The following is a 21,602-nucleotide window of genomic DNA, read 5'->3' on the forward strand; positions in this document are numbered from 1 at the left end:
GAGAGATAAATGGCATTTCAAGAAAAACAAGTTCCAGCTGATGCTCCTGTATCTCAAAAAGTATTGGCTTGGGTTGATTCCCGTTTCCCGCTGACATCTTCGATTAAGGCTCACTTAACCGAATATTACGCACCGAAGAACCTTAATTTTTGGTACTTCTTTGGCTCTTTAGCTATTGTGGTGTTAGCGCTTCAAATCATTACCGGTATTTTCTTGGTAATGAACTACAAACCAGATGCTGCAAAAGCATTTGAGTCTGTTGAGTACATCATGCGTGAAGTGCCATGGGGTTGGTTGATTCGTTATCTCCACTCTACTGGCGCTTCCATGTTCTTCGTGGTGGTTTATTTGCATATGTTCCGCGGCCTGATCTATGGTTCTTATCGCAAGCCACGTGAGCTTATTTGGATCTTCGGTTGTGCGATTTTCCTGTGCTTAATGGGTGAAGCTTTCTTCGGTTACTTGCTCCCATGGGGTCAGATGTCTTATTGGGGCGCTCAAGTGATCGTGAACTTGTTCTCCGCAATTCCATTCATCGGTCCAGATCTTTCATTGTGGTTGCGTGGAGATTATGTTGTTGGTGATGCAACATTGAACCGCTTCTTTGCATTCCACGTAATTGCCATTCCATTGGTATTGATTGGTTTGGTTGCTGCTCACATCATTGCTTTGCATGAAGTTGGCTCAAACAATCCCGATGGTGTTGAGATCAAAGAAAATCTTGATGCGAATGGTCATCCAGTAGACGGTATCCCATTCCACCCTTACTACACTGTTCACGATGTATTTGGTTTAGGTGTGTTCTTGATGGTGTTTGCATGTATCGTGTTTTTTGCTCCAGAAATGGGTGGTTATTTCCTTGAAGCAAACAACTTCATTCCTGCTAACCCATTACAAACACCTCCTCACATTGCGCCAGTTTGGTATTTCACACCTTTCTACTCAATGTTGCGTGCTACAACTTCAAACTTCCTGTTGCCTTTATGGATCTTCTTGGCAGTGATCTTGGGAATGTTTGCAAAGAGCACTAAAGACATTAAGCTGAAAGGCGTATGTGCTGCTATTGCTGTTATCTTGGCTGGCGGCTTCTACCTGTTTGATGCGAAGTTCTGGGGTGTTGTGATCATGGGTGGTTCGGTGGTGATCATGTTCTTCTTGCCTTGGCTTGATCAATCTCCTGTGAAATCGATTCGCTATCGTCCACAGTTCCATAAATATATTTATGGCGTATTTGTGGTGAGTTTCGTGATCTTGGGCTACTTAGGCATTCAGCCGCCGTCACCTGTATTTGAAAAGATTTCTCAGATTTGCACGATTTACTATCTGGGCTTTTTCTTGGCAATGCCGTTTTGGAGCAAACTTGGTACATTCAAGCCAGTTCCAACACGCGTTACTTTTAAGTCTCATTAATTCAGATCCCAGAGAGAAATTAGGAACTAGTATGAAACGAATTCTGCAAACTTTGATGGGCATCTGCAAGGTAACCGTAGTGGTTGCTGCCCTTGGTTTTGGTGTATTTGCTAATGCAAATGAAGGTGGCTTCCCTTTAGACAAGGCTCCAGAGCGTGTGAGTAGCAATGCTTCTTTGCAAAATGGCGCCAAACTATTTGTGAATTATTGTCTCAATTGCCACGCCGCTTCTAGCATGCGTTACAACCGCTTGCGCGACATTGGCTTAACTGATCAGCATATCAAAGATAATCTCATCTTGAATGACGCTAAAGTCGGTGATTTGATGACAATCTCGATGACTCCAAAAGAAGGCAAGGCTTTCTTTGGAAAGAATCCACCAGATTTGTCTGTTGAAGCACGCGCACGTGGTACGGATTGGTTGTACACCTATCTGCGTACCTTCTACAAAGACGATACAACCCAAACTGGTTGGAATAATTTAGTTTATCCAAGTGTAGGTATGCCGCATGTTTTATGGCAACTGCAAGGTGAGCGTGTAGCTAAGTTCGAAGAGCGCAAAGACCCGCACGACGAAGGCAAGATGGAGAAGGTATTTGTTGGGTTTGAGCAACTCACCCCTGGCACTATGAAGCCACAAGAATATGATGATAACGTTGCTGATTTGGTTGCGTTTATGTCTTGGATGGCCGAGCCAGTGCAGTTAGAGCGCAAGCGACTTGGCGTGGTGGTTCTCTTATTCTTAGCAATCTTTACAATCTTGGCTTGGCGCTTAAATAAGACCTATTGGAAAGATGTTCACTAAAAATCTGGTTGAGGACTTTAGAGCCTCAATCGCCTAGCAAGATTTGATGTTTTTTGTTGTATTGAAGCAGAAATTTAAGGAAATAAATTTATGATGGTGTTGTACTCGGGTACTAATTGCCCATTCTCGCAACGCTGCCGTTTGGTGCTTTTCGAAAAAGGCATGGATTTTGAAATTCGCGATGTTGATTTATTTAACAAGCCAGAAGATATTTCGGTAATGAATCCCTATGGCCAAGTCCCTATCTTGGTTGAGCGTGATTTAATTCTTTATGAATCAAATATCATTAATGAGTACATTGATGAGCGTTTTCCACATCCGCAATTAATGCCACCAGATCCGGTGGCTCGCGCACGCGCACGCCTCTTCCTCTTTAATTTTGAGAAAGAATTGTTTGTCCATGTCGCAGCATTAGAGAATGAAAAAGGTAAAGCTGCTGAAAAGACTCATGAAAAAGCAAGGTTGGCTATTCGTGATCGTTTGACTCAGTTGGCGCCTATTTTTGTGAAAAATAAGTACATGCTTGGCGATGAGTTTTCAATGTTGGACGTAGCAATTGCTCCATTATTGTGGCGTCTTGAGCATTATGGAATTGATTTATCGCGTAATGCAGCACCTCTTTTGAAATACGCAGAGCGTATTTTTAGTAGGCCTGCTTATATTGAGGCATTGACCCCTTCCGAGAAGGTAATGCGTCGCTAAATAGTGCCGTTCTAAGTCAGAATGCCTGACATTCCAAGCAATAAACCTTACCTAATCCGTGCCCTACATCAGTGGTGCACGGATTTTGGTTTTACACCATTCGTTGCGGTATTTGTGGATAGCAGGGTTGAAGTGCCGATGGAATACATTAAGAACAATGAGATTGTTCTTAACCTCTCTATTGAAGCCTGCCATCAACTTCAGATAGATAATGATTGGATAAGCTTTCAAGCTAGGTTTGGGGGTATCCCTAGAAAAATTATGGTACCAGTGAGCCATGTTTTGGCGATTTATGCCCGTGAGAATGGCCAAGGAATGTCATTCCCATTTGAACCCGAGAAAGTGCGTGATTTGCACATTGCTGATACCTCAGATGAAGGGCTGGATAAGCCAAATTTAGGAAAACCATCCTTAAGAATTGTGAAATAGGATAAAATACAAGCATTGCCCCTTTAGCTCATCTGGTAGAGCAACTGATTTGTAATCAGTAGGTGGTCTGTTCGAGTCGGACAAGGGGCACCATATCTCTTTGGTATTTAAACTCTCTAGATGTCATATACCAAAATCGGCTTTGATGCAGGCTTGATGTCCCTTAGGGGTACTCATATAGCTATATTTGATTATGCATTGCAGAATCAAAAAATCTTGGGAAATGAGTCAATCGTTTTCTATGATCGCCGTTCTGAATGCATTCAGCCGAGTGTGTTTCAAAAATTTCGGAATGAATTTAAGCTGGTTCCCTATGATCAATTTCAAGAGCTGAACTCAGTAGTTGAAACTGGTTTGATTGATGCAATGTACTTGATTAAATCTGGCGAACGAGATGACTACTATCTCTCTGGAGTTCCAAACCTTATTCACGCAGTATTTCCACAAAAATTACAAGAGATGCACGGGGACATTTATGCATTTGTATCAAAATGGTTAAGTGCAGAGTGCTCCAATAGAAAAATTCCGTACGTTCCCCATATTGTTAATTTGCCAAATGTTGGCACTTCTCTAAGGCCTGATATTGGCATTCCCAGTGACGCTACTGTATTTGGTTGTTATGGCGGCAGCGATAGCTTTAACTTGAATTTTGTCATTCAGACAATTGCAAACCTAGTTGAGGAAAACTCAAAAATTTACTTTTTATTTATGAATATTGATCCCTTCATTGATCATCCGCGGGTAATTTTTTTGCCAGGGAATCCGAATCCTAAAATTAAATCTAAATTTATTAACACCTGTGACGCCATGATTCATGCGCGTGGCATAGGCGAGAGTTTTGGCTTGGCCTGCGGAGAATTTTCTACCCATAATAAGCCAGTAATTACTTACGCGCTTTCCCCGCAGCGAAATCACATCGATGTATTGGGTAGAAAAGCAATTTTATATAGAGGCCCAGAAGATCTTCGTAGGATATTTTGGGATTTTGACAAAACGTGGGCCTCAAAACAAGATTGGGACTGCTATACAAAAGACTTTTCTCCCAATGCTGTTATGGCGAAATTTGATTCAGTGTTTTTATCAGATACGGCTATCAAAAAATGTGATATTGCCATAAACTTGTCTGACAAGGTAGTGGTCCAAGCAAAAAGATTAAAAAAGAAAATTCGCAGCCTATCGCGTAAGTTATATTTTTAGTTGGAATTATTTTTCTAATGCTACCGAATTTGTTTCTGGTAGATAAAAGTAAGCCGCCAAACCAGCGCAGGTTAAAAAGATAACTGGATAGCAAAGACCCGCTAAGCTACTTGCAAATATTTGGTTTAGCCAGGTCATAATTAGCGGTAATAATCCACCAATCCAGCCTGCAGCTAAGTTGTGAGGCAGTGTTGCGGCGCTATTGCGATTTTTTGCCGGAAATAGTTCTGCAAGTAAGGCAGTCTGTGGACCTACAGTAAGGGCCAGCAAACTAGAGAGTGAGACTAAAACTGCTGCTAAGCTCATAATGGCAATTGGTTCTGAATTTTGAATGTATAGCAGGCCTAAATATTCAAGTAACCCAAATGCAGGATATAAAAGAATGGCGCTAAGTATGATGCCGCAGAGCATGACAGTCTTTCTCCCGTATCTATCAGATAGCGATCCAGCAAGCACGATTAGAGGAAAAAGAGCAATCGACGATATTATGCATAGTTGATCAACCAGATTTGATTCTAAATTAACGGTTGTTTTTAAGAAAATTGCTACATAGACTTGGGTACAAAAAAATAAAATTGCTCCGCTTGATGAAATGCAAAAGAAAAGTAAAAACATTCTCTTGCGTATCTCTGGGGTTTTGAAATTATTAATTAATTGATACTGTGTTTGACTTTTTTCTCTAGAGATCTCTAAAAATACAGGCGTCTCCCCCACTGATTTTCGAACATAAAAAGCTACCAATAAAAGTAAAAATGAAATCCAAAATGGGACTCGCCACCCCCACGAGTAAAACTGTTCAAGACTAAGGTATTTTTGAAGTATCGCAATTTGTATTGTTGAGGCCATAATGCCTAGTGGCCCCATTAGCTGGAGGAAGCTCGTCTTAAGGCCTCTGTGAGCATTGCCGGCATGTTCCGCTAGATAAATTGCTCCGCCGCCGATTTCGCCACCTGCCGATATTCCTTGGAGAATTCTGAGTCCAATTAATAGAATTGGCGCCCAAATGCCAACCTGCGCATAAGTTGGCAGAAAGCCTATGCTAACAGTTGCAAGCCCCATCAAGATAATGGTGGTGATAAAGACCGGTTTTCTCCCGATCTTATCCCCTAGGGAGCCAAATATAGCTGAGCCTATTGGCCTAATGATCATGCCAATTCCAAATGTTGCAAGGCTGGCTAATAGTGCAGTATTTGGGTCGGTAGATGGAAAAAAAATAGACCCAAAAATGACTGCCAAATTTGCAAAGACCAGAAAGTCATACCATTCTAGGAAAGTGCCAAAGCAAGTTGCAATAGCTATTCGATTATACGAATAGTCTTTTGGTTGAATTGCCATATATGAATATTATTTGATTAAGTTTGTAGAATAAAATATAAGTCATTTAAGGTATGCAATTTCTTTTGCAGTAATGAATGAGGTGCTAGATGACTGTACGCGGCTCTATAGATGACGCTGTGGTACTCCATAGGTTGGGAAAATTGGAGGATGCTGATGAGATATATGCCTCTGTATTGGTTAAGGAGCCCTTTAATACTCAAGTTTTATCGCTCAGGGGTCTGATCGCTGAATCCCGCGGGAATTTAAGCGATGCTATTAAATACTTTGAGGCTGCAAATCAGATTAGGCCTGGTGATTTAAACATTTGCCTCCAGTTGGGTATGTTGTACTCCGCAAATAGAAATTTTGATGCTTCTAATCAATTGTATGAGGGAATTTCAAGCGTATATCCTGAAAGCATAGAGGTATTAGTTAATCATGGAAATAATCTTACAAAGCAGGGGCGTTATGAGGACGCTTTGGATAAATATAAAAAAGCCCTTCTACTTGAGTCAGAGTCCGCAAGAATAAATTACAACATAGGGGTAATGTACTTAAAATGTATGGATCCTGACAGTGCAGTGCCATATTTAGAAAAAGCAACTGATTTAGATCGGAAGTATTTTTCAGCATGGAATAATTTAGGAGTTGCTTTATCTCAAATAGGGGATCTTGAGGCTGCATTAGACGCATATCAGAAGGCTTTATCTATAGATGCGCAAGACATGGAAGCTTTATTTAATGTGCACTCCGTATGCTTGGACCTTAATCAGCCTGAATCTGCTATCGAAAGTTTAAAAAATGCTATTAAATTAGGAAATCCTGCTACCACCCTAAAATTTTTCTTGGCAATAATTTTGAATAGTTATGGCAGGGCGGCTGAAGGCAATGCCCTTTTGCAGTCAATATCTGATGATGAATCAATTAGGGCGGAGCAATCTTCTTGGGCTTACATAGAGAGTAGGGCGCAGGATCTACCACTTCTGGTGGGTACCGAGATCAGAACCTTTGAGCTTGCATTGTATAATGCAAAGTTAGATGGTCTCATTTTGGAGTTCGGGGTTTACAACGGTAAATCTATACGAAGGTTGGCCACCCTTGCATCGCAATCTATTCATGGCTTTGATAGTTTTGAGGGCATACCGGAGGCTTGGAATGATGAGCCTAAAGGTAGTTATAGTGCTTTAGGAAAACTACCTCATGTACCCAATCATGTTGTTCTGCATAAGGGCTGGTTTGATGAAACTTTACCAATTTTTATCGAAGAGTTTAGGGGCCCTATACGTCTTCTACATATAGATTGTGATTTATATAGCTCAACAAGAACTATTTTAAATTTGTTATCAAAGCAAATTCAGAAAGGCACTGTAATAGTATTTGACGAATTTATTGGCTACAAGACTTGGGCGGATGATGAGTTTAAGGCATTCATAGAGGCTACTGAAGAATATCATTGGGACTATCAAATTTTAAGTTTTAGCTTTGTGACAAAACAGGTTGCATTAATTATTAAATAAATTATTTAGATTGATTTTATGAAAAAATTAACCCAATTTCTTTGCGCGCTGATAACAATCCTAGTTCTGTCTGGTTGTGTCACCACCTCTGCTCAGGTTGGAACAAGTTGTGATTACAGCCAGGGTAAGTCTGTTTGGGAGTTGCCGATAATTTGTCAGGGTAGATAATTTTCGGCGACCGACTTGTTGTTTATTTTACGGTTGGATATCGTTGGACTCTTGAGAATACTCAACGAGTGAGGCCGACAAGTTTTTATTGGGCTTAACACCAAGTTCCCGCACTTTTTCCGCGGAGCGTATTAGGTTGCCTTTACCGGTTTTTAATTTATTAAAAGCATCGTGGTAGCTAGTCTGAGCCTGATCTAAGCGTTGACCAAGTTTTTCAAGATCATCAACAAACCCTACAAACTTGTCATAGAGGTTGCCGCATTGCTTGGCAATCTCTAGTGCGTTGCGATTTTGATGATCTTGCCTCCAAAGATGGGCTACAGTTCTGAGGGTGGCCATCAATGTGCTTGGGCATACCAATACAATATTTTTTGCAAGAGCCTCTTGATAGAGATTGGGCGCGGCCTTGAGTGCCAATAAAAATGCGGGCTCAATTGGTAAAAACATCAGCACAAAATCTACTGAGCCAATGCCATATAAGGAGCTATAGTTTTTGCTAGATAAGTCTTGTATATGCTGACGCAAGGATTGGATGTGTGATGCTAGTTCTCGCTCAGCGGCCTTCTCTTCTGTTGTTTCGACATGTCTTGCGTAAGCAGTAATAGATACCTTGCTATCAACAACTAGGCTTCTACCCTCAGGTAGCTTGATAACTACGTCAGGCTGCAGGCGCGAGCCATCGCTTTGTGTGTGACTATCTTGCACTATATATTCTTCGCCTTTGCGTAGGCCTGAGGACTCTAGAATTGATTCGAGCACCAACTCGCCCCAATTGCCTTGAACCTTAGAGTCGCCCTTTAAGGCTTGAGTTAAGGACCGGGTTTCATCCGACATTTTTAAATTGAGATTCGCCAATCGTTCAATTTCACTTTTGAGGGCATGTCTTTCACGGGCTTCATTGCCATAGGTATTGCTGACCTGTTCTTTGAATTCAGTGAGCTTAGTTTGCAATGGCTTGAGGAGTGCATCAAGGCTGGCTGCATTTTGTTCGGTAAAGCGCTTTGATTTGTCTTCCAGAATTTCATTGGCCAGATTTTTAAACTGGTTTGTAAGCGCTTCTTTAGCTTCGTTCAGCGCTTCAATTCGACCAAGTCCTTGTTTGCGCTCTGAGTCCAGTTCAGCCTCAAGGCGAATAGCGTTTTGCAGCGCTTGATCTCGCTCGGCTCTAAGGCCGTCAACTAAAGTGGTTTCAGCTCGGGTCTCAAACTCAATTCGTGCAATAGTGGAGCGCAGATTAAAAACATAAACCAAAAGGCCTGCACACAATCCCAGTGGCAGGCCAAACAGTAAAAGAGAAGCTAAATCAGAGGTCACTGAGTAGACGTAAAAACTTGATTAAGCTTTGACTAATTTTTGTAGTTCGCCAGACTGATACATTTCAGTCATGATGTCTGAGCCACCAATGAACTCTCCGTTGATATATAGCTGTGGAATGGTTGGCCAGTTAGCGAACTCCTTAATGCCTTGACGAATAGCAGCATCTTCTAAGACATTCACAGTGTGTAGCTTTTCAACACCGCTAGCGCGAAGAATATTCACAGCATTTCCAGAGAAGCCGCATTGTGGAAATTGTGCTGTGCCCTTCATAAATAGAACAATGGGATGGCTGGTAATAATTTCTTTGATTTGAGCTTGGGTATCCATAAATTCTTCCTAAAAAGCCTGATTAAATGTCTGAATTCGGTAAAAACGATCTAAAAATTTAATAGCTTTGATTTTAAGACTTAATCCAAAAAAAGACAGTTGCCAACCTTACTTTCTGGCTGAGGCAACCCTAAGATGTCCAGATAAATCTGGATGGGTTTGAATATCGCTTAAACCCGCAGTTTTCATCAATTCAACCACGGCATTAGATTGGTCATATCCATGCTCTACAGCTAGCAAACCCATTGGTTTGAGGTGATCCTTGGCGCCCCAGATAATTGCCTCAAGGCAACTAAGCCCAGTGGAATGATCCGTTAGAGCATCTGCGGGCTCAAATCGAAGATCACCCTCTATTAGGTGGGGATCTTGAGATGGAATGTAAGGAGGGTTGCTCACAATGATGTCAAAAATATTATTTTCTTTTAAGGCTTGATACCAACTGCCTTGAGCAAATTCAACGCGGACCTCTAGAGCTAGGGTTTTTGTATTTAAATTAGCGATAGCAATAGCTTCAGGAGATTGATCTGTTGCAAGGACTTGAGCATTGGGTGCTTCGTTTGCAATAGCTAAAGCAATCGCGCCAGAACCTGTACCTAAATCAAGGATCTTTGGATTCTGTGTGGAATTTTTAATTCGCTTGATTTCTTGGAGAGCGATATCAACCAGTAATTCTGTCTCTGGACGGGGAATTAGTACTCCTGGCGCAACTTGAAGCTCAATGTTGTGAAACCCTTTTTTGCCTATCAAGTAAGCCACTGGTTCGCCATGGAGTCTTCTGGATTCTAGCGTTTGCCATTCCTCCAGCGCTGGCTTATTCAGCTCCATTTCATCGTGAGAAATAATGGTTGACCGAGCTAGCTGGTAATGCTTATCAAGCACATGCGCCATTAAGAGATGTGCCTCATTGCGAGGCAGTGATGTACCGCTCAATAAAGTGCGCAGACTATAACTCTTACTCATTAATTGATTTGTAGATTATCTAGCTATCACCAAGTGCAGCAAGAAGTTCGGCTTGATGTTCGGATGCGAGTGCATTGCATAAATCATCCAAATCGCCATCCATCATGGCATCAATTTTGTAGAGCGTGAGATTAATGCGGTGATCAGTGATACGACCCTGTGGGAAGTTGTATGTACGAATACGATCACTTCTATCGCCAGAGCCGATCAGTGACTTACGGGTTTGCGCCTCTAGTTGATGCTTTTCTCGTTCGCGTGCATCCATGATACGTGAGACCAGAACCTTCATCGCCTGTTCACGATTACGATGCTGGCTGCGGTCATCCTGACATTCCACTACAGTTCCAGTTGGAAGGTGGGTGATGCGAACTGCCGAATCTGTTTTATTAATGTGCTGCCCACCTGCGCCAGATGCACGGAAAGTATCAATCCGTAATTCAGCAGGATTAATCTTGACAGCCTCAAGTTCATCCGCTTCCGGCATGACGGCAACTGTACATGCCGATGTATGAATGCGCCCTTGCGTCTCTGTCTGCGGCACCCGTTGCACACGATGACCCCCAGACTCAAATTTAAGACGTGAGTAAACCGATTGGCCTACTAAACGAAGAACGACCTCTTTATAGCCACCCAGATCAGATTCAGTAGCGCTCACCATCTCTACTTTCCAGCCTTGTCGCTCTGCAAAGCGGGTGTACATACGCAACAGATCAGCAGCAAACAGCGCACTTTCATCCCCGCCAGTGCCCGCACGAATTTCTAAGAAAACATTGCGCTCGTCGTTTTCGTCTTTTGGCAATAGAAGCTTCTGAAGACTGCCTTCTAGCTCCTCCATCGTGGCTAGCGCTTGCTTTTGTTCTTCGTCTGCAAAGTCCCTCATATCTGGATCTTTGCGCATTTCTTCAGCTGCTTGTGCATCGGCTTCGGCCTGTTTATACAAGCCAAATTGCTCAACTACCATTGCTATATCAGCATGTTCGCGCGTGAGTTTGCGGTAGGCATCCATATCTTTGGTTGCCTCTTCTGAAGTTAAAAGGGAATTGAGTTCGGCTAAGCGCGTATCTAGATGTTCCAGCTTAGCCCGCATGCTGGGCTTCATCTAATGTTCTTCTGGTTTGTTATGAGAGGCGAATAGTTTTGGCAGTAACTTAATCAAAGCGTCGCGCTCTGCGCCATTGGAGTGTTGTAGTGCATAAAGTGAGCCATGCAAAAATTTATTAGTAAGGCCTTGTGCCATCGCGCTCAACACTTCTTGAGGATCATCGCCACGCATGAGACGTTTCATGGCACGCTCGAGTTCAAGTTGTCTTAAGCGTTCACCTTGTTGTTGAATATCTTGGATCAGGGGCACTGCATTACGTCCTTGCATCCAGTGCATAAAATTGCCAACCCGATCTTCAATGATGGCTTCGGCCTGACTGACAGCAGCCTGACGAAGGTTAGCTCCCGTTTGAATCATGACCCCTAAATCATCAACGGTGTATAGGTATACGTCATCAAGCCTAGAAATTTCTGGCTCAAAATCACGGGGCACGGCTAAATCAATCATGACCATGGGTTTATGACGACGTTGCTTGAGGGCGCTTTCGACCATACCAAGGCCAATGATCGGTAATGATGAGGCTGTACTAGAAACAATGATGTCAAATTCATGTAGACGACCAGGCAATTCAGATAGTTTGAATGACTCTGCCTGAATATCTTGCGAAGCAATGGAGTCTGCCAGCTCTTGCCCGCGCTCGATCGTACGATTAGCAATCGCGACATTCTTGGGCTTGCGCGCTACAAAATGCGTTGCACATAAAGAAATCATTTCTCCTGCGCCAATAAATAGAATTTTTTGATCAGAAATCTTCTCAAAGATTCTTTCAGATAAGCGCACAGCAGCTGCGGCCATAGAAATAGAGTGGGCACCGATTTCTGTAGACCCTCGGACCTCTTTAGCAACAGCAAAGGTTTTCTGAAACAACTGATTTAAGTAAGTGCCCAATACACCAGCATCATTTGCAGTACGAACCGCATCTTTCATTTGCCCAAGAATTTGGGTTTCACCAATGACCATTGAATCTAATCCGCATGCCACCCTGAAGGCATGGCGAACGGCGTCGGATTGTGGCAATGAGTAAATATGTGGTTGAAGGCTGCTAGGGGCAAGCTGCTGAGTTTTTGCCAACCAGTCAAAAGTAGCCTTATGCAGAATGTCTGCTGCACTGGCATCATTTGCGGCGCAATAGACTTCTGTACGGTTACAAGTCGAGAGAATGGTTGCTTCGGGCAAGCCTGATTGATTCGCTCCAATCAAATGGTGGCGAAGATCGTGCAACGCTTCTTGAAGAAATTCAGGATCAAAGGCGACCTTTTCCCGAATGGCGACCGGCGCTGTGTGATGATTGATGCCGAGTGTCAACAACTTCATAATGGCAATTATAGATTTGATGCCCTCAATAATGGGCGCAAAAGGGGATAAAAATGGGTTTTTTGGCTTTTTTGCTAATCGGGGGTATCTCTGGTGCCTCTGCTTGGATTTTTTATCCAGGAAGCCTAAAAACACGTCCCAAGAACATTATTCAGGCTTCAGGCTTAAAAGGTTTGCTGGTTTCATCCCTTTTGGGGTTTATTGCAGCAGTTCTGAGTTCTTATATGGGCCAGTACTTCAATTTTTTTCAATCTGGACAAATGCTCGAGTGGGCAAGTGCAATTTTGGCTGCTTGCGCTGTTGGATGCATTTACACAACCTTAGCCAAATAAACTACCCTGAGTCTTTTCATCTTTTGCGGTTGCAGCCTTGACCCATTGGATTGGTTCCAGATGATGTGAAATGAGCCATTCATTGGTTTTTGTAAAGTGCCGACAGCTATCTTTGTCGTAGGGTGCTAAAAAAGGCAAATTGGTTTTGTATACCCCCAGTCCGGAGGGGTGGGAAGATTGCAAAATCAATTGATCATTAAATTCTGAAATTAGAGGTAATTTGCTTTGGGCATGCCCACCCCAAAGCAGCCATACCAAATGCGATTTTTGGCTTGATAGTGCAGATATCAATCGATCAATCAATCCCTTCCAGCCTAAATTGGTATGACTTCCAGCCTCGCCTAATTTAACGCTAAGGGCGGTATTCAGTAATAAAACTCCCTGCTCGGCCCAGTGATGCAAGTCGCCGTTTGGTAACGTGTCAAAACCCTCAATGCCGAGAGCTTTGTTGATATTGCGTAGTGAACTAGGAAACTCGCGTGAGTTCGGTGAGATCCCGCTTGGTATAGAAAATGCTAAACCTTGTGCCAGGCTAGGTGAGTGATAAGGATCTTGACCTAGGATAACTACCTTTACAGAATCAACAGGAGTTAATGTCAGTGCCTTAAAGAAATTTTGTGGCTCGGGCCGAATCATTTCTGGATTAGCATTTAATTCATGTTGAATATTGCTTTCGAGTAATTTCCATTCGGAGGTCTCAAAATAATTACCCAACAACTTACGCCAATCCTGTGGAATAGCATCTTTAGAAAACAAGAGCATCTTCTTTGTTACTCAGAAAGACCAGTGGAAGGGTTAATGGTGCAAGCGGGGCTGAGATCGTATTGCACTGGGAGTTGTGTGGGGCGCAACACTAAGATTCGTTCGTGCTCAAGATCATCCCGATAAAAACAAATAGAGATATTTTGATTCTCTGTCAGGCTGCTAAGCACCTTATCCCAGCGACCACTGGTGATGCGCTGACCATTCATGCTTGCCAAGAGGTCGCCTGCTGCTAATCCAGCCTCTTGAGTAGCACCGCCATCTAAGACATGGGTAATTTTAAGCCAGCCATTTGCATCAGAATGGCGTAATCCAAGTTGAAGCCTGATCTTCTCTAACTTTGTCTGCGCTTTCAAACTGACAGACACTACTTTTGACGAGATCCACTTCTGCAGCGGAATATCTTCAGTGCCATATACATAGCGTGATTTAAAGTCGCCCCATATCTTTTGAAACCTACTACCAAGCAGTTTCTCCAAAAGCATATCTAAACCTTGTTCGGCAATGCCATCAAAAGTTAAGCCATGCATTTGCCAAATCAGGCGCATTAAATCATCCAATGATTTTTTGTTTTTAGAAAATGTACGAATTTGTAAATCTAATCCAAGTGCTAGCAATGCGCCTTTGCCGTAGTAACTCACCACAGCATTGGGTGTGTTTTCATCGGCTTGATAGTATTTTGTCCAAGCATCAAAAGAGCTATCGGCTAGACTTTGTTTAAGTCTTCCTGGTCCGCGCAGAACGCTATTCCAATTGTTGCTCACCAACTGAAGATATTGTTCTAGATTAATTCGTTTACTTCTGAAGAGCTGAAGATCGTCATAGTAGCTAGTAAAGCCTTCAAACAGCCAAAGCAATTGCGTGTGGTTACTTTGTTGTAGATCGTAGGGTTGGAAAGCCTTGGGCTGAATGCGTTTTACCAGCCATGCATGAAAATACTCATGACTGCATAGACCTAGAAATTCACGATAAGCAGTTTCATCTAACGGAATCTGTTTTTGTGGGATTTGGTCTCTGCGGCAAAGTAGAGCGGTGCTATTTTGATGTTCAAGCCCACCGTAGCCATTGAGTACTGCATTAACTAGAAAAAGATAGTTGGTGAATGGCGCCTTTTTTGTTTTGGGCTCAAAAAAATTGATAGTGCTCGAACAAATTGCTTGTAGATCGTTCGCTAAACGGGCGGCATCAACAGGGTGTAAACATCCTTGTATAGCCATGCTATGCGGAACATTGTTTGAACTCCAATGAATGACTTGGAATTCACCCATGGCAACTGGATGATCAATTAAATCGTCAAAACTTTTGGCTAAGTAAAAACCAAATCCACGATCATCCGTTTTTACTTGTTGCAAGCTGGTCTGTATTGTCCAGTGCTCAGTAGAGGCGTCATCGGGAGCCGTAATTGCAAGCGAGCAAGGTATATGTTCTTGACCAGCAACCGCAAGACACACACTAGTGGAATTAAAGAATCCGCGTTCAGTATCTATATATGCCGCTCTGACCGAGTTATCAAATGCATATACCGTTGTAAGAATGTCAACTGGTTCATTGATATCTACAGGTAAACGCCACTGATTATTATCGATGCGATCAAGAGTGAATTTCTTTTTGCTTGAAGCACCAAAAGCTTCAATATGTTCAATATGTTTGGAAAAATCTCGAATTAAATAACTACCAGGAATCCATGCTGCCATTTTTACCACTTGCCCTTGGGGGCTTGGGTTGGCAATGTGTAGCTTTACCTTGAAGCGATGGCCGTGTAGGTCTGCAGGCCATACGGTGTATTGAATTGCTGGCAGATCAGATTTATTCATCAGCTTCTTCTTATTTGAGCGAATTAAATTTTTTCTCAATATCACTTACTTGAACTGCACCAGGAAAGCGACTGCCATCGGTAAAGAAAAGTGTTGGAGTGCCAGTAATGCCATAGGCTTTTGCAAACGCCAAATTTTTATCTAAAGGGTTGTTGCAGTCATTTTTACCAGCTGGCACAGTTCCATTGATCATCCAATCTATGTAGCTCTTATATGGATCAGTACTGCACCAGATTTGTTTAGATTTTTGAGCTGAGTCTGGTGACAAAATGGGAATGAGATAAGTGTAGATGGTGACGTTATCGAGTTGCTGCAAAGATTTTTCTAATCGTTTGCAATAGCCGCAGTTTGGGTCAGAAAATATCGCTAATTGGCGTTGACCATTGCCGCGGACCGTCTTTAATGCATTAGCTTGATTTAAGTCAGTCCATTTAATGCGATTGAGATCGGCTTGTCTTTGCTCTGTAATATTTTTACCAGAGGCAAGCTCAATAATTTCGCCCTGAATTAGATATTTACCGGAAGAGTCTGTGTAGAAAATTTCATTACCAACGAGAATTTCATACAGGCCGGATACAGGTGCTGCTGTAACGCTACGTACTTTTGCGTTAGAGCCAAGTTTCTTTTGAATCTCGGTTTTAATTTGTTGCTCTGTTTGCGCCAAAACAGGCTTTATAGTGACAAAGCTTATGCAAAGTAGTCCAACTATAAGTGCGACAGAAGATGGCAAACTAGACTTTAATTTATTCAAAATCAATTTCTCCTAGTGCGCGTTCTATAAGGCGCCGTTTAATGAAGTGACTCTTATTTACCAAGCCAAGACCCCAATTACGCAATTGCTTTTCTGTAGTACTAGTTCCGGAAAATAGTTTTTTCAACTTATCCGTCACCCACAATAGCGCATTGGTGTCACCCTGCCTTTGGCGTTCGTAACGACGGAGCAAAGTTAAGTCGTTTAATTTGCGAAAAGGCTCGCGCTTGCTAATAATATTGAGCAAGACAGCTACATCCCTTAATCCGAGATTGAGACCTTGACCCGCTAAGGGATGCATTACATGTGCAGCGTCCCCAATGAGGGCCACTTGAGGATTGGCTTCTGGGCCAATAAAACGTGTGGCTCGAATTTTGCGTAGCGGAAAAGCAGCAGGTGTGGAGTTGAGGGTAAGTTCACCCAGTTGTTTTTCTATAGCGCTATTGGCAATGAATGAAAAACGTTCTTGCCATTGAGATGGATTCAGTTGCAAAAGCTCTGATGCATTTTCAGGGCTGGTTGACCAGACCATCGATACTTGTTTATTTGGCAAAGGTAACATCGCCACAATATCTCCGCCAGGTAAAAACCATTGGAAGGCCGTTTCAAGATGAGGGTAAGTGCAAATCCAGTTTGCAACGACTGCAGTTTGCAAATAGCTTTCTTCGCTGGCGGTAATGCCGATCGCTGAGCGGATAGGTGAGTTTGCCCCATCCGCCGCGACAACTAATTGGGCATGAATAACCTCACCATTTTTTAGATGTAAGGTACTGCCCTGAGTGTTCACTTCAATTTTTTCAACGGCATCGTTAATGCGTTCGAGCTTGTTCTGAAAGCGACTTGCTTGATCAAGCGTATGCTCGATTAAATTTGACTCACCGATCCAAGCAAGTTGTGAAGTGCCAGCCTCAAATGCAGAGAGATGCAGTTGATCATTTCTTTCTCCGCGATCGCCATAGATGCGCATATCTCGCACAACTTGCAGGCGACTATGGTCGAGGGCATCCCATATTTGCAGGTGAGCCAGTAACTTCTGGGTGCTTGGTGAAAAGGCATAGATTCTTTGCCCCCACTGACTGCCTTGAGGTGCAGGGGTAGGGCTTCCTAAATCTGGGGCAATTTCTGCAGTGGTTAATCCCAGCTGGGCTAAGCCGAGGGCGCACGCTTTGCCAGCTATGCCTCCGCCTACTACGGCGACATCTACGGACCGTACTTGAGAGGGATTTAGCGGTTTTTTAGAGGAATGGGATTGTTGTACTTCTGACATAGCTCGATGATATCGAAACCAGCCCCATTACAATATGGGCATGTCTTTGAAATGTGGCATCGTCGGCCTGCCTAATGTCGGCAAATCTACCCTCTTTAATGCGCTTACCAAGGCTGGAATCGCAGCAGAAAACTATCCTTTTTGCACGATTGAGCCCAATGTTGGCGTGGTGGAGGTTCCTGACCCTCGCTTGGCTGCCTTAGCTGAGATCGTCAAGCCCGAGCGCATTTTGCCTGCGGCAGTCGAGTTTGTGGACATTGCAGGCTTGGTAGCGGGCGCCTCTAAAGGCGAAGGACTGGGTAATCAATTTTTGGCCAATATTCGTGAAACGGACGCCATTACCCATGTGGTGCGTTGCTTCGAAGATCCTAACGTGATTCACGTTGCAGGCAAGATTGACCCTATTGCGGACATTGGTGTTATAGATACCGAGTTGGCGCTTTCAGATTTGGCCACAGTTGAAAAAACGCTTGCTCGTTCAAGCAAGGCAGCTAAGTCTGGAAATGACAAAGAAGCAGCCGCTTTGGTTTCGGTGCTTACTAAAGTACAAGCCCATTTAGATTCTGCCCAACCAGTACGTAGTCTAAGTTTGACCGACGAGGAAAAAGTATTAATTAAGCCGCTTTGCTTAATCACCGCTAAGCCTGCAATGTATGTGGCTAACGTCAAGGAAGATGGTTTTGAAAATAACCCTCACCTAGAGGCCGTGAAACAACATGCCGCCAAAGAGAGAGCGCCAGTAGTGGCAGTATGTGCTGCTATTGAGGCTGAGATCGCAGATTTGGACGACGCTGATAAATCAGCATTCTTGGCTGATCTGGGTATGGATGAGCCAGGTTTAGATCGGGTGATTCGTGCTGGCTATGCACTTTTGGGATTGCATACTTACTTTACTGCGGGCGTTAAAGAAGTGCGGGCCTGGACAATTCATCAGGGGGATACGGCACCAAAAGCAGCGGGCGTTATTCATACAGATTTTGAACGTGGATTTATTCGCGCACAAACTATTTCCTACGACGACTTTATTCAATATAAGGGTGAATCAGGCGCTAAAGAGGCTGGCAAAATGCGCGCCGAAGGTAAAGAGTATGTTGTTAAAGATGGCGATGTACTTAACTTCTTATTCAATGTTTAAGACCTGAAGTCTCGGCCTAGAGCAAAACAAAAACCCTGCTAAAACTAGCAGGGTTTTTTGATTTCTAGCTTAATTTCTTAGGCTGATTTAAGTGCTTTCTCCAGGCATTTTGAGATGTCGTCATATCGTTTGATGGCGGCTTTAGTAGGAAGCACTTCTTTTTTGCGACCATCATCGTTTGATGCCATTTTGATATAGCCCATCGCAGCAAGATTCTTGAGGCGCCCATGTAAAGTGGCTTGAGAGCCCAGCTCTGATAGTGAAATGAGATCCCCCACCAAGACTACTTGTTGTGCCTGTGCTGCGGTAACAATTTTGTCGAGCAAACTTTTTTCAAGCGCATCCAGCTTCTTGCCGGGATTCATTCGATCAAGTGCGTCAATTAAATTTAAGAAGCGAAGATAAGCAGACGGCTTTTCAGTTGGCATAAATCAGATAATAAATTATTAGCTCTTAGGATAATGCCATTCTATTCCTAATTTGTAGCAGTTGCTATTGACTTTAGTCACAACAATCATCAACACTGACAATAATGTCAAATTTACTGTCAACTTATGCGCATTTCACAATGCTTATGCGTACAGGAACGATGAATGTAATCATCAGTGTATTTGCATACACACTTCTTTTTTATATCAATAGCTGGATAACTACTGAATTGGTGTTTGGGCTTGGCGTGAATTGGATTTACTTGCCAGCAGGCTTGCGATTATTTCTAACTTTGATATTTGGCTTACCAGGTGCGATAGGCATTGCAATAGCCTCGACTTTAATCAGTTATTACGGCGAGTTGTCATCAGATCTTGCGATTTGTATTGGCACGGGATTGATTTCTGGATTCGCTCCATACCTCGCCAGAATATTTGTCTTTAGCAATGTGAAGTTGGAGTCTGATTTAAGTAATCTGAATCTGCAAAAATTATTACTTTGTATTGTGATTTACGCTTTGATGAGTGCTGGCTTACATCAATATTGGTATGCCACCGTTGGGCTTGAAAACACCGGAAGTGTAAATCATTTCGCAGTCATGGCTATTGGCGATGTAATGGGGTCTATCTTACTCATTGCCTTAATAAAGTCCGGCTTAGACCTATTGAGGCGATTTAGAAGAATAGATCGCTAAGTGCCTTGCCTGGATCGGCGCTACGCATGAAAGCCTCGCCAACTAAGAAGGCATTTACGCTATTACTACGCATCAGTTGCACATCTTCGCGACTCAATATTCCAGATTCAGTAACCAAAATTTTGTTCTTGGGTATTGAAGGTAAAAGTGATAGGGTAGTTTGCAGCGTTACCTCAAATGTTTTGAGATTGCGGTTGTTGATTCCAAGGAGTGGAGTCTTTAATTCAAGCGCTTGCTCAAGTTCAGCTGCATCATGAACCTCCACCAATACGTCTAAGCCAAGCTCGTGAGCGCAAGCTTCAAGCTCTTTCATTTGGTTAAGCTCAAGACAGGCAACGATTAACAAAATTGCGTCTGCACCAATCGCTCGAGCTTCATAGATTTGATAGGGATCAATCGTAAAATCTTTGCGTAAAACCGGTATGTTGCAAGCGCCCCGAGCTTCTTGTAGGTAAGCATTGCTCCCTTGGAAATAATCCACATCGGTCAATACGGATAAACAGGCTGATCCATGTTTTTCATAGGACTTAGCAATTTCAGCGGGAATGAAGTGCTCGCGCAGAATGCCCTTGCTTGGGCTTGCTTTTTTAATCTCAGTAATGACCCCTGCATTACCTGCGGCAATTTTTTGTTCAATGGCACGAATAAAGCCACGCGGTTTTAGTTGTGGATCTTGATTATTAGCGTGAGCTTTTTCACGCTGACTTGCAAGTGAAATGCTCTTTAAGTTGTTGGCGACTTCAATTTTTTTAGTCGCAACAATTTTTTCTAGGATATCGCTCATGAAACAAAGGTAATTAAATAATGAATGAGGAAATCATTTGGATTGAGTGGACGCAACAAATGCATCCAATTTTTGACGGGCAGCACCAGAGCTAATTGCTGCTTTGGCTTTGGTGATGCCACTGGCGATATCTGGGGCTATCCCTGCTACATAAAGCGTAGCCCCTGCATTTAAGCAAACAATATCGCTTGCTGGGCCTGGTTTGTTATCAATTACATCAAGCATAATTTTCTTCGACTCTTCAGCATTAGCCACTTTAAAACTATTAGTCGGGGCAATGTTCAAGCCAAAATCTTTTGGATGAATTTCGTATTCGCGTACGACCCCATCTTTTAATTCACCTACTAGGGTTGGACCTTCAAGAGAAATTTCATCTAGGCCATCACGACCATAAACCACCAACGCATGGTCCATGCCTAGGGCTTGTAAGACTCTTGCCTGAATACCTACAAGATCTGGGTGAAATACACCCATCAAAATGCGCTTTGCATCAGCTGGATTGGTCAGCGGCCCCAGAATATTAAAAATGGTGCGTACGCCTAATTGTTTGCGAATAGGTACAACATTTTTCATTGCAGGGTGATGATTGGGGGCAAACATAAAGCCAGCGCCAACAGTAGAAATGCATTTGGCAACTTGATCGGCAGAAAGTCCCAAATTAACACCTAATGCTTCTAGAACATCGGCACTACCTGATTTGCTGCTAACGCTGCGGTTGCCATGTTTGGCAATCTTTGCACCAGCAGCTGCCGCAACAAACATGGCCGCTGTAGAGATATTAAAAGTGTGAGCACCATCACCACCAGTGCCTACAACATCGACTAGATGCGAGCGATCTTCAACATTCACAGCTGTTGCAAACTCTCGCATGACTTTGGCTGCCGCGGCAATTTCACCAACGGTTTCTTTTTTGGTACGCAGAGCAACTAATAAGCCAGCAACTAATTCAGGCGCCATTTCACCGCTCATGATGAGGCGCATCATATCGGTCATTTCATCATGAAAAAGTTCACGATGTTCGATACAGCGTTGCAGTGCTTCTTGTGGAGTAATTGACATAGTGCTTACC

At 43.1% G+C, this 21,602-nt stretch carries 22 protein-coding genes and 1 tRNA gene; 10 read left to right on the top strand and 13 right to left on the bottom strand.

Annotated features, from left to right (window positions below):
• Positions 1-9 precede the first annotated feature (9 nt).
• The 6 genes from NHB34_RS00675 to NHB34_RS00700 all read left to right on the top strand — a co-directional run bounded on the left by NHB34_RS00675 (position 10) and on the right by NHB34_RS00700 (position 4,543).
• Positions 10-1,410 carry a cytochrome bc complex cytochrome b subunit gene (locus NHB34_RS00675; protein ID WP_353427640.1) on the top strand — a complete coding sequence of 467 codons (1,401 nt, stop codon included), beginning with the start codon at positions 10-12 and terminating at the stop codon, positions 1,408-1,410.
• Between the two features lie 31 nt (positions 1,411-1,441).
• Complete coding sequence (locus NHB34_RS00680) at positions 1,442-2,215, top strand: cytochrome c1 (RefSeq protein ID WP_353427641.1); 774 nt, start codon at positions 1,442-1,444, stop codon at positions 2,213-2,215.
• A gap of 90 nt (positions 2,216-2,305) precedes the next feature.
• Positions 2,306-2,917 (top strand): glutathione S-transferase N-terminal domain-containing protein, encoded by a 612-nt coding sequence (locus tag NHB34_RS00685; protein ID WP_108468304.1) that lies wholly within the window; start codon positions 2,306-2,308, stop codon positions 2,915-2,917.
• A 21-nt stretch (positions 2,918-2,938) separates the two neighbouring features.
• Positions 2,939-3,346 (top strand): ClpXP protease specificity-enhancing factor, encoded by a 408-nt coding sequence (locus tag NHB34_RS00690; RefSeq protein ID WP_353427642.1) that lies wholly within the window; start codon positions 2,939-2,941, stop codon positions 3,344-3,346.
• A 17-nt stretch (positions 3,347-3,363) separates the two neighbouring features.
• Positions 3,364-3,439, top strand: a tRNA-Thr gene (locus NHB34_RS00695).
• Between the two features lie 180 nt (positions 3,440-3,619).
• Positions 3,620-4,543, top strand: coding sequence for a hypothetical protein (locus NHB34_RS00700; protein ID WP_353427643.1), 924 nt, complete (start codon positions 3,620-3,622; stop codon positions 4,541-4,543).
• Positions 4,544-4,549: 6 nt separating this feature from the next.
• Here NHB34_RS00700 and NHB34_RS00705 read toward each other — a convergent pair whose 3' ends face one another.
• Positions 4,550-5,878, bottom strand: coding sequence for an MFS transporter (locus NHB34_RS00705; RefSeq protein ID WP_353427644.1), 1,329 nt, complete (start codon positions 5,876-5,878; stop codon positions 4,550-4,552).
• A gap of 89 nt (positions 5,879-5,967) precedes the next feature.
• Here NHB34_RS00705 and NHB34_RS00710 point away from each other — a divergent pair, with 89 nt between their 5' ends.
• On the top strand, positions 5,968-7,377 hold the full coding sequence (locus tag NHB34_RS00710; RefSeq protein ID WP_353427645.1) for a tetratricopeptide repeat protein: 1,410 nt from the start codon (positions 5,968-5,970) through the stop codon (positions 7,375-7,377).
• Positions 7,378-7,572: 195 nt separating this feature from the next.
• Here the strand turns inward: NHB34_RS00710 and rmuC are convergent, their stop codons facing one another.
• The 5 genes from rmuC to hemA all read right to left on the bottom strand — a co-directional run bounded on the left by rmuC (position 7,573) and on the right by hemA (position 12,565).
• Positions 7,573-8,859 (bottom strand): DNA recombination protein RmuC, encoded by a 1,287-nt coding sequence (gene rmuC / locus NHB34_RS00715; protein WP_353427646.1) that lies wholly within the window; start codon positions 8,857-8,859, stop codon positions 7,573-7,575.
• Positions 8,860-8,880: 21 nt separating this feature from the next.
• On the bottom strand, positions 8,881-9,189 hold the full coding sequence (gene grxD / locus NHB34_RS00720) for a Grx4 family monothiol glutaredoxin (protein WP_353427647.1): 309 nt from the start codon (positions 9,187-9,189) through the stop codon (positions 8,881-8,883).
• A gap of 108 nt (positions 9,190-9,297) precedes the next feature.
• Positions 9,298-10,149 carry a peptide chain release factor N(5)-glutamine methyltransferase gene (prmC, locus tag NHB34_RS00725; protein WP_353427648.1) on the bottom strand — a complete coding sequence of 284 codons (852 nt, stop codon included), beginning with the start codon at positions 10,147-10,149 and terminating at the stop codon, positions 9,298-9,300.
• A gap of 19 nt (positions 10,150-10,168) precedes the next feature.
• Positions 10,169-11,248, bottom strand: a complete 1,080-nt coding sequence (gene prfA / locus NHB34_RS00730) for a peptide chain release factor 1 (protein WP_353427649.1) — start codon at positions 11,246-11,248, stop codon at positions 10,169-10,171.
• Complete coding sequence (gene hemA, locus NHB34_RS00735) at positions 11,249-12,565, bottom strand: glutamyl-tRNA reductase (protein ID WP_353427650.1); 1,317 nt, start codon at positions 12,563-12,565, stop codon at positions 11,249-11,251.
• Between the two features lie 53 nt (positions 12,566-12,618).
• Here hemA and NHB34_RS00740 point away from each other — a divergent pair, with 53 nt between their 5' ends.
• The gene (locus tag NHB34_RS00740; RefSeq protein WP_353427651.1) at positions 12,619-12,897 is read left to right on the top strand and encodes a hypothetical protein; all 279 of its coding nucleotides are present in this window, start codon (positions 12,619-12,621) and stop codon (positions 12,895-12,897) included.
• On the opposite strand, the gene NHB34_RS00745 is transcribed toward NHB34_RS00740, so the two are convergent.
• Genes NHB34_RS00745 through NHB34_RS00760 form a run of 4 tightly spaced genes read right to left on the bottom strand, consistent with a single transcriptional unit; the run spans position 12,886 to position 17,491 of the window.
• Positions 12,886-13,659 carry a uracil-DNA glycosylase gene (locus NHB34_RS00745; protein WP_353427652.1) on the bottom strand — a complete coding sequence of 258 codons (774 nt, stop codon included), beginning with the start codon at positions 13,657-13,659 and terminating at the stop codon, positions 12,886-12,888. The genes NHB34_RS00740 and NHB34_RS00745 overlap by 12 nt on opposite strands.
• Before the next feature lie 8 nt (positions 13,660-13,667).
• Entirely contained in the window at positions 13,668-15,473 is a 1,806-nt protein-coding gene (locus NHB34_RS00750) for a PDZ domain-containing protein (protein WP_353427653.1), read from the bottom strand.
• A gap of 10 nt (positions 15,474-15,483) precedes the next feature.
• Complete coding sequence (locus NHB34_RS00755; protein ID WP_353427654.1) at positions 15,484-16,224, bottom strand: DsbC family protein; 741 nt, start codon at positions 16,222-16,224, stop codon at positions 15,484-15,486.
• Positions 16,217-17,491, bottom strand: coding sequence for a UbiH/UbiF family hydroxylase (locus NHB34_RS00760; protein WP_353427655.1), 1,275 nt, complete (start codon positions 17,489-17,491; stop codon positions 16,217-16,219). Before NHB34_RS00760 ends, NHB34_RS00755 begins: the two co-directional genes overlap by 8 nt.
• Positions 17,492-17,531: 40 nt before the next feature.
• Here NHB34_RS00760 and ychF point away from each other — a divergent pair, with 40 nt between their 5' ends.
• Positions 17,532-18,626: a redox-regulated ATPase YchF gene (gene ychF, locus NHB34_RS00765; RefSeq protein WP_353427656.1), complete on the top strand. Its 1,095-nt coding sequence runs from the start codon at positions 17,532-17,534 to the stop codon at positions 18,624-18,626.
• Positions 18,627-18,703: 77 nt separating this feature from the next.
• Here the strand turns inward: ychF and NHB34_RS00770 are convergent, their stop codons facing one another.
• Positions 18,704-19,054, bottom strand: coding sequence for a hypothetical protein (locus NHB34_RS00770; RefSeq protein WP_353427657.1), 351 nt, complete (start codon positions 19,052-19,054; stop codon positions 18,704-18,706).
• 161 nt (positions 19,055-19,215) lie between these two features.
• Between NHB34_RS00770 and NHB34_RS00775 the strand changes: the two genes are divergently transcribed.
• Positions 19,216-19,749: a hypothetical protein gene (locus NHB34_RS00775; RefSeq protein WP_353427658.1), complete on the top strand. Its 534-nt coding sequence runs from the start codon at positions 19,216-19,218 to the stop codon at positions 19,747-19,749.
• On the opposite strand, the gene trpC is transcribed toward NHB34_RS00775, so the two are convergent.
• Both trpC and trpD read right to left on the bottom strand, forming a co-directional pair.
• On the bottom strand, positions 19,730-20,533 hold the full coding sequence (gene trpC / locus NHB34_RS00780; RefSeq protein ID WP_353427659.1) for an indole-3-glycerol phosphate synthase TrpC: 804 nt from the start codon (positions 20,531-20,533) through the stop codon (positions 19,730-19,732). The two genes, NHB34_RS00775 and trpC, sit on opposite strands and share 20 nt — an antisense overlap.
• A gap of 33 nt (positions 20,534-20,566) precedes the next feature.
• Positions 20,567-21,592 carry an anthranilate phosphoribosyltransferase gene (trpD, locus tag NHB34_RS00785; protein WP_353427660.1) on the bottom strand — a complete coding sequence of 342 codons (1,026 nt, stop codon included), beginning with the start codon at positions 21,590-21,592 and terminating at the stop codon, positions 20,567-20,569.
• Between the last annotated feature and the right edge of the window lie 10 nt (positions 21,593-21,602).

Origin of the sequence: Polynucleobacter sp. MWH-UH19D (assembly GCF_040409795.1) — a bacterium.
GTDB lineage: Bacteria > Pseudomonadota > Gammaproteobacteria > Burkholderiales > Burkholderiaceae > Polynucleobacter.

Excerpts from the sequence above, each read along its gene's own strand:
- NHB34_RS00675 (WP_353427640.1), top strand. The coding sequence starts at position 10 with ATGGCATTTCAAGAAAAACAAGTTCCAGCTGATGCTCCTGTATCTCAA.
- NHB34_RS00680 (WP_353427641.1), top strand. The coding sequence starts at position 1,442 with ATGAAACGAATTCTGCAAACTTTGATGGGCATCTGCAAGGTAACCGTA.
- NHB34_RS00685 (WP_108468304.1), top strand. The coding sequence starts at position 2,306 with ATGATGGTGTTGTACTCGGGTACTAATTGCCCATTCTCGCAACGCTGC.
- NHB34_RS00690 (WP_353427642.1), top strand. The coding sequence starts at position 2,939 with ATGCCTGACATTCCAAGCAATAAACCTTACCTAATCCGTGCCCTACAT.
- NHB34_RS00705 (WP_353427644.1), bottom strand. The coding sequence starts at position 5,878 with ATGGCAATTCAACCAAAAGACTATTCGTATAATCGAATAGCTATTGCA.
- NHB34_RS00710 (WP_353427645.1), top strand. The coding sequence starts at position 5,968 with ATGACTGTACGCGGCTCTATAGATGACGCTGTGGTACTCCATAGGTTG.
- grxD (WP_353427647.1), bottom strand. The coding sequence starts at position 9,189 with ATGGATACCCAAGCTCAAATCAAAGAAATTATTACCAGCCATCCCATT.
- prmC (WP_353427648.1), bottom strand. The coding sequence starts at position 10,149 with ATGAGTAAGAGTTATAGTCTGCGCACTTTATTGAGCGGTACATCACTG.
- prfA (WP_353427649.1), bottom strand. The coding sequence starts at position 11,248 with ATGAAGCCCAGCATGCGGGCTAAGCTGGAACATCTAGATACGCGCTTA.
- hemA (WP_353427650.1), bottom strand. The coding sequence starts at position 12,565 with ATGAAGTTGTTGACACTCGGCATCAATCATCACACAGCGCCGGTCGCC.
- NHB34_RS00740 (WP_353427651.1), top strand. The coding sequence starts at position 12,619 with ATGGGTTTTTTGGCTTTTTTGCTAATCGGGGGTATCTCTGGTGCCTCT.
- NHB34_RS00745 (WP_353427652.1), bottom strand. The coding sequence starts at position 13,659 with ATGCTCTTGTTTTCTAAAGATGCTATTCCACAGGATTGGCGTAAGTTG.
- NHB34_RS00750 (WP_353427653.1), bottom strand. The coding sequence starts at position 15,473 with ATGAATAAATCTGATCTGCCAGCAATTCAATACACCGTATGGCCTGCA.
- NHB34_RS00760 (WP_353427655.1), bottom strand. The coding sequence starts at position 17,491 with ATGTCAGAAGTACAACAATCCCATTCCTCTAAAAAACCGCTAAATCCC.
- ychF (WP_353427656.1), top strand. The coding sequence starts at position 17,532 with ATGTCTTTGAAATGTGGCATCGTCGGCCTGCCTAATGTCGGCAAATCT.
- NHB34_RS00770 (WP_353427657.1), bottom strand. The coding sequence starts at position 19,054 with ATGCCAACTGAAAAGCCGTCTGCTTATCTTCGCTTCTTAAATTTAATT.
- NHB34_RS00775 (WP_353427658.1), top strand. The coding sequence starts at position 19,216 with ATGAATGTAATCATCAGTGTATTTGCATACACACTTCTTTTTTATATC.
- trpC (WP_353427659.1), bottom strand. The coding sequence starts at position 20,533 with ATGAGCGATATCCTAGAAAAAATTGTTGCGACTAAAAAAATTGAAGTC.
- trpD (WP_353427660.1), bottom strand. The coding sequence starts at position 21,592 with ATGTCAATTACTCCACAAGAAGCACTGCAACGCTGTATCGAACATCGT.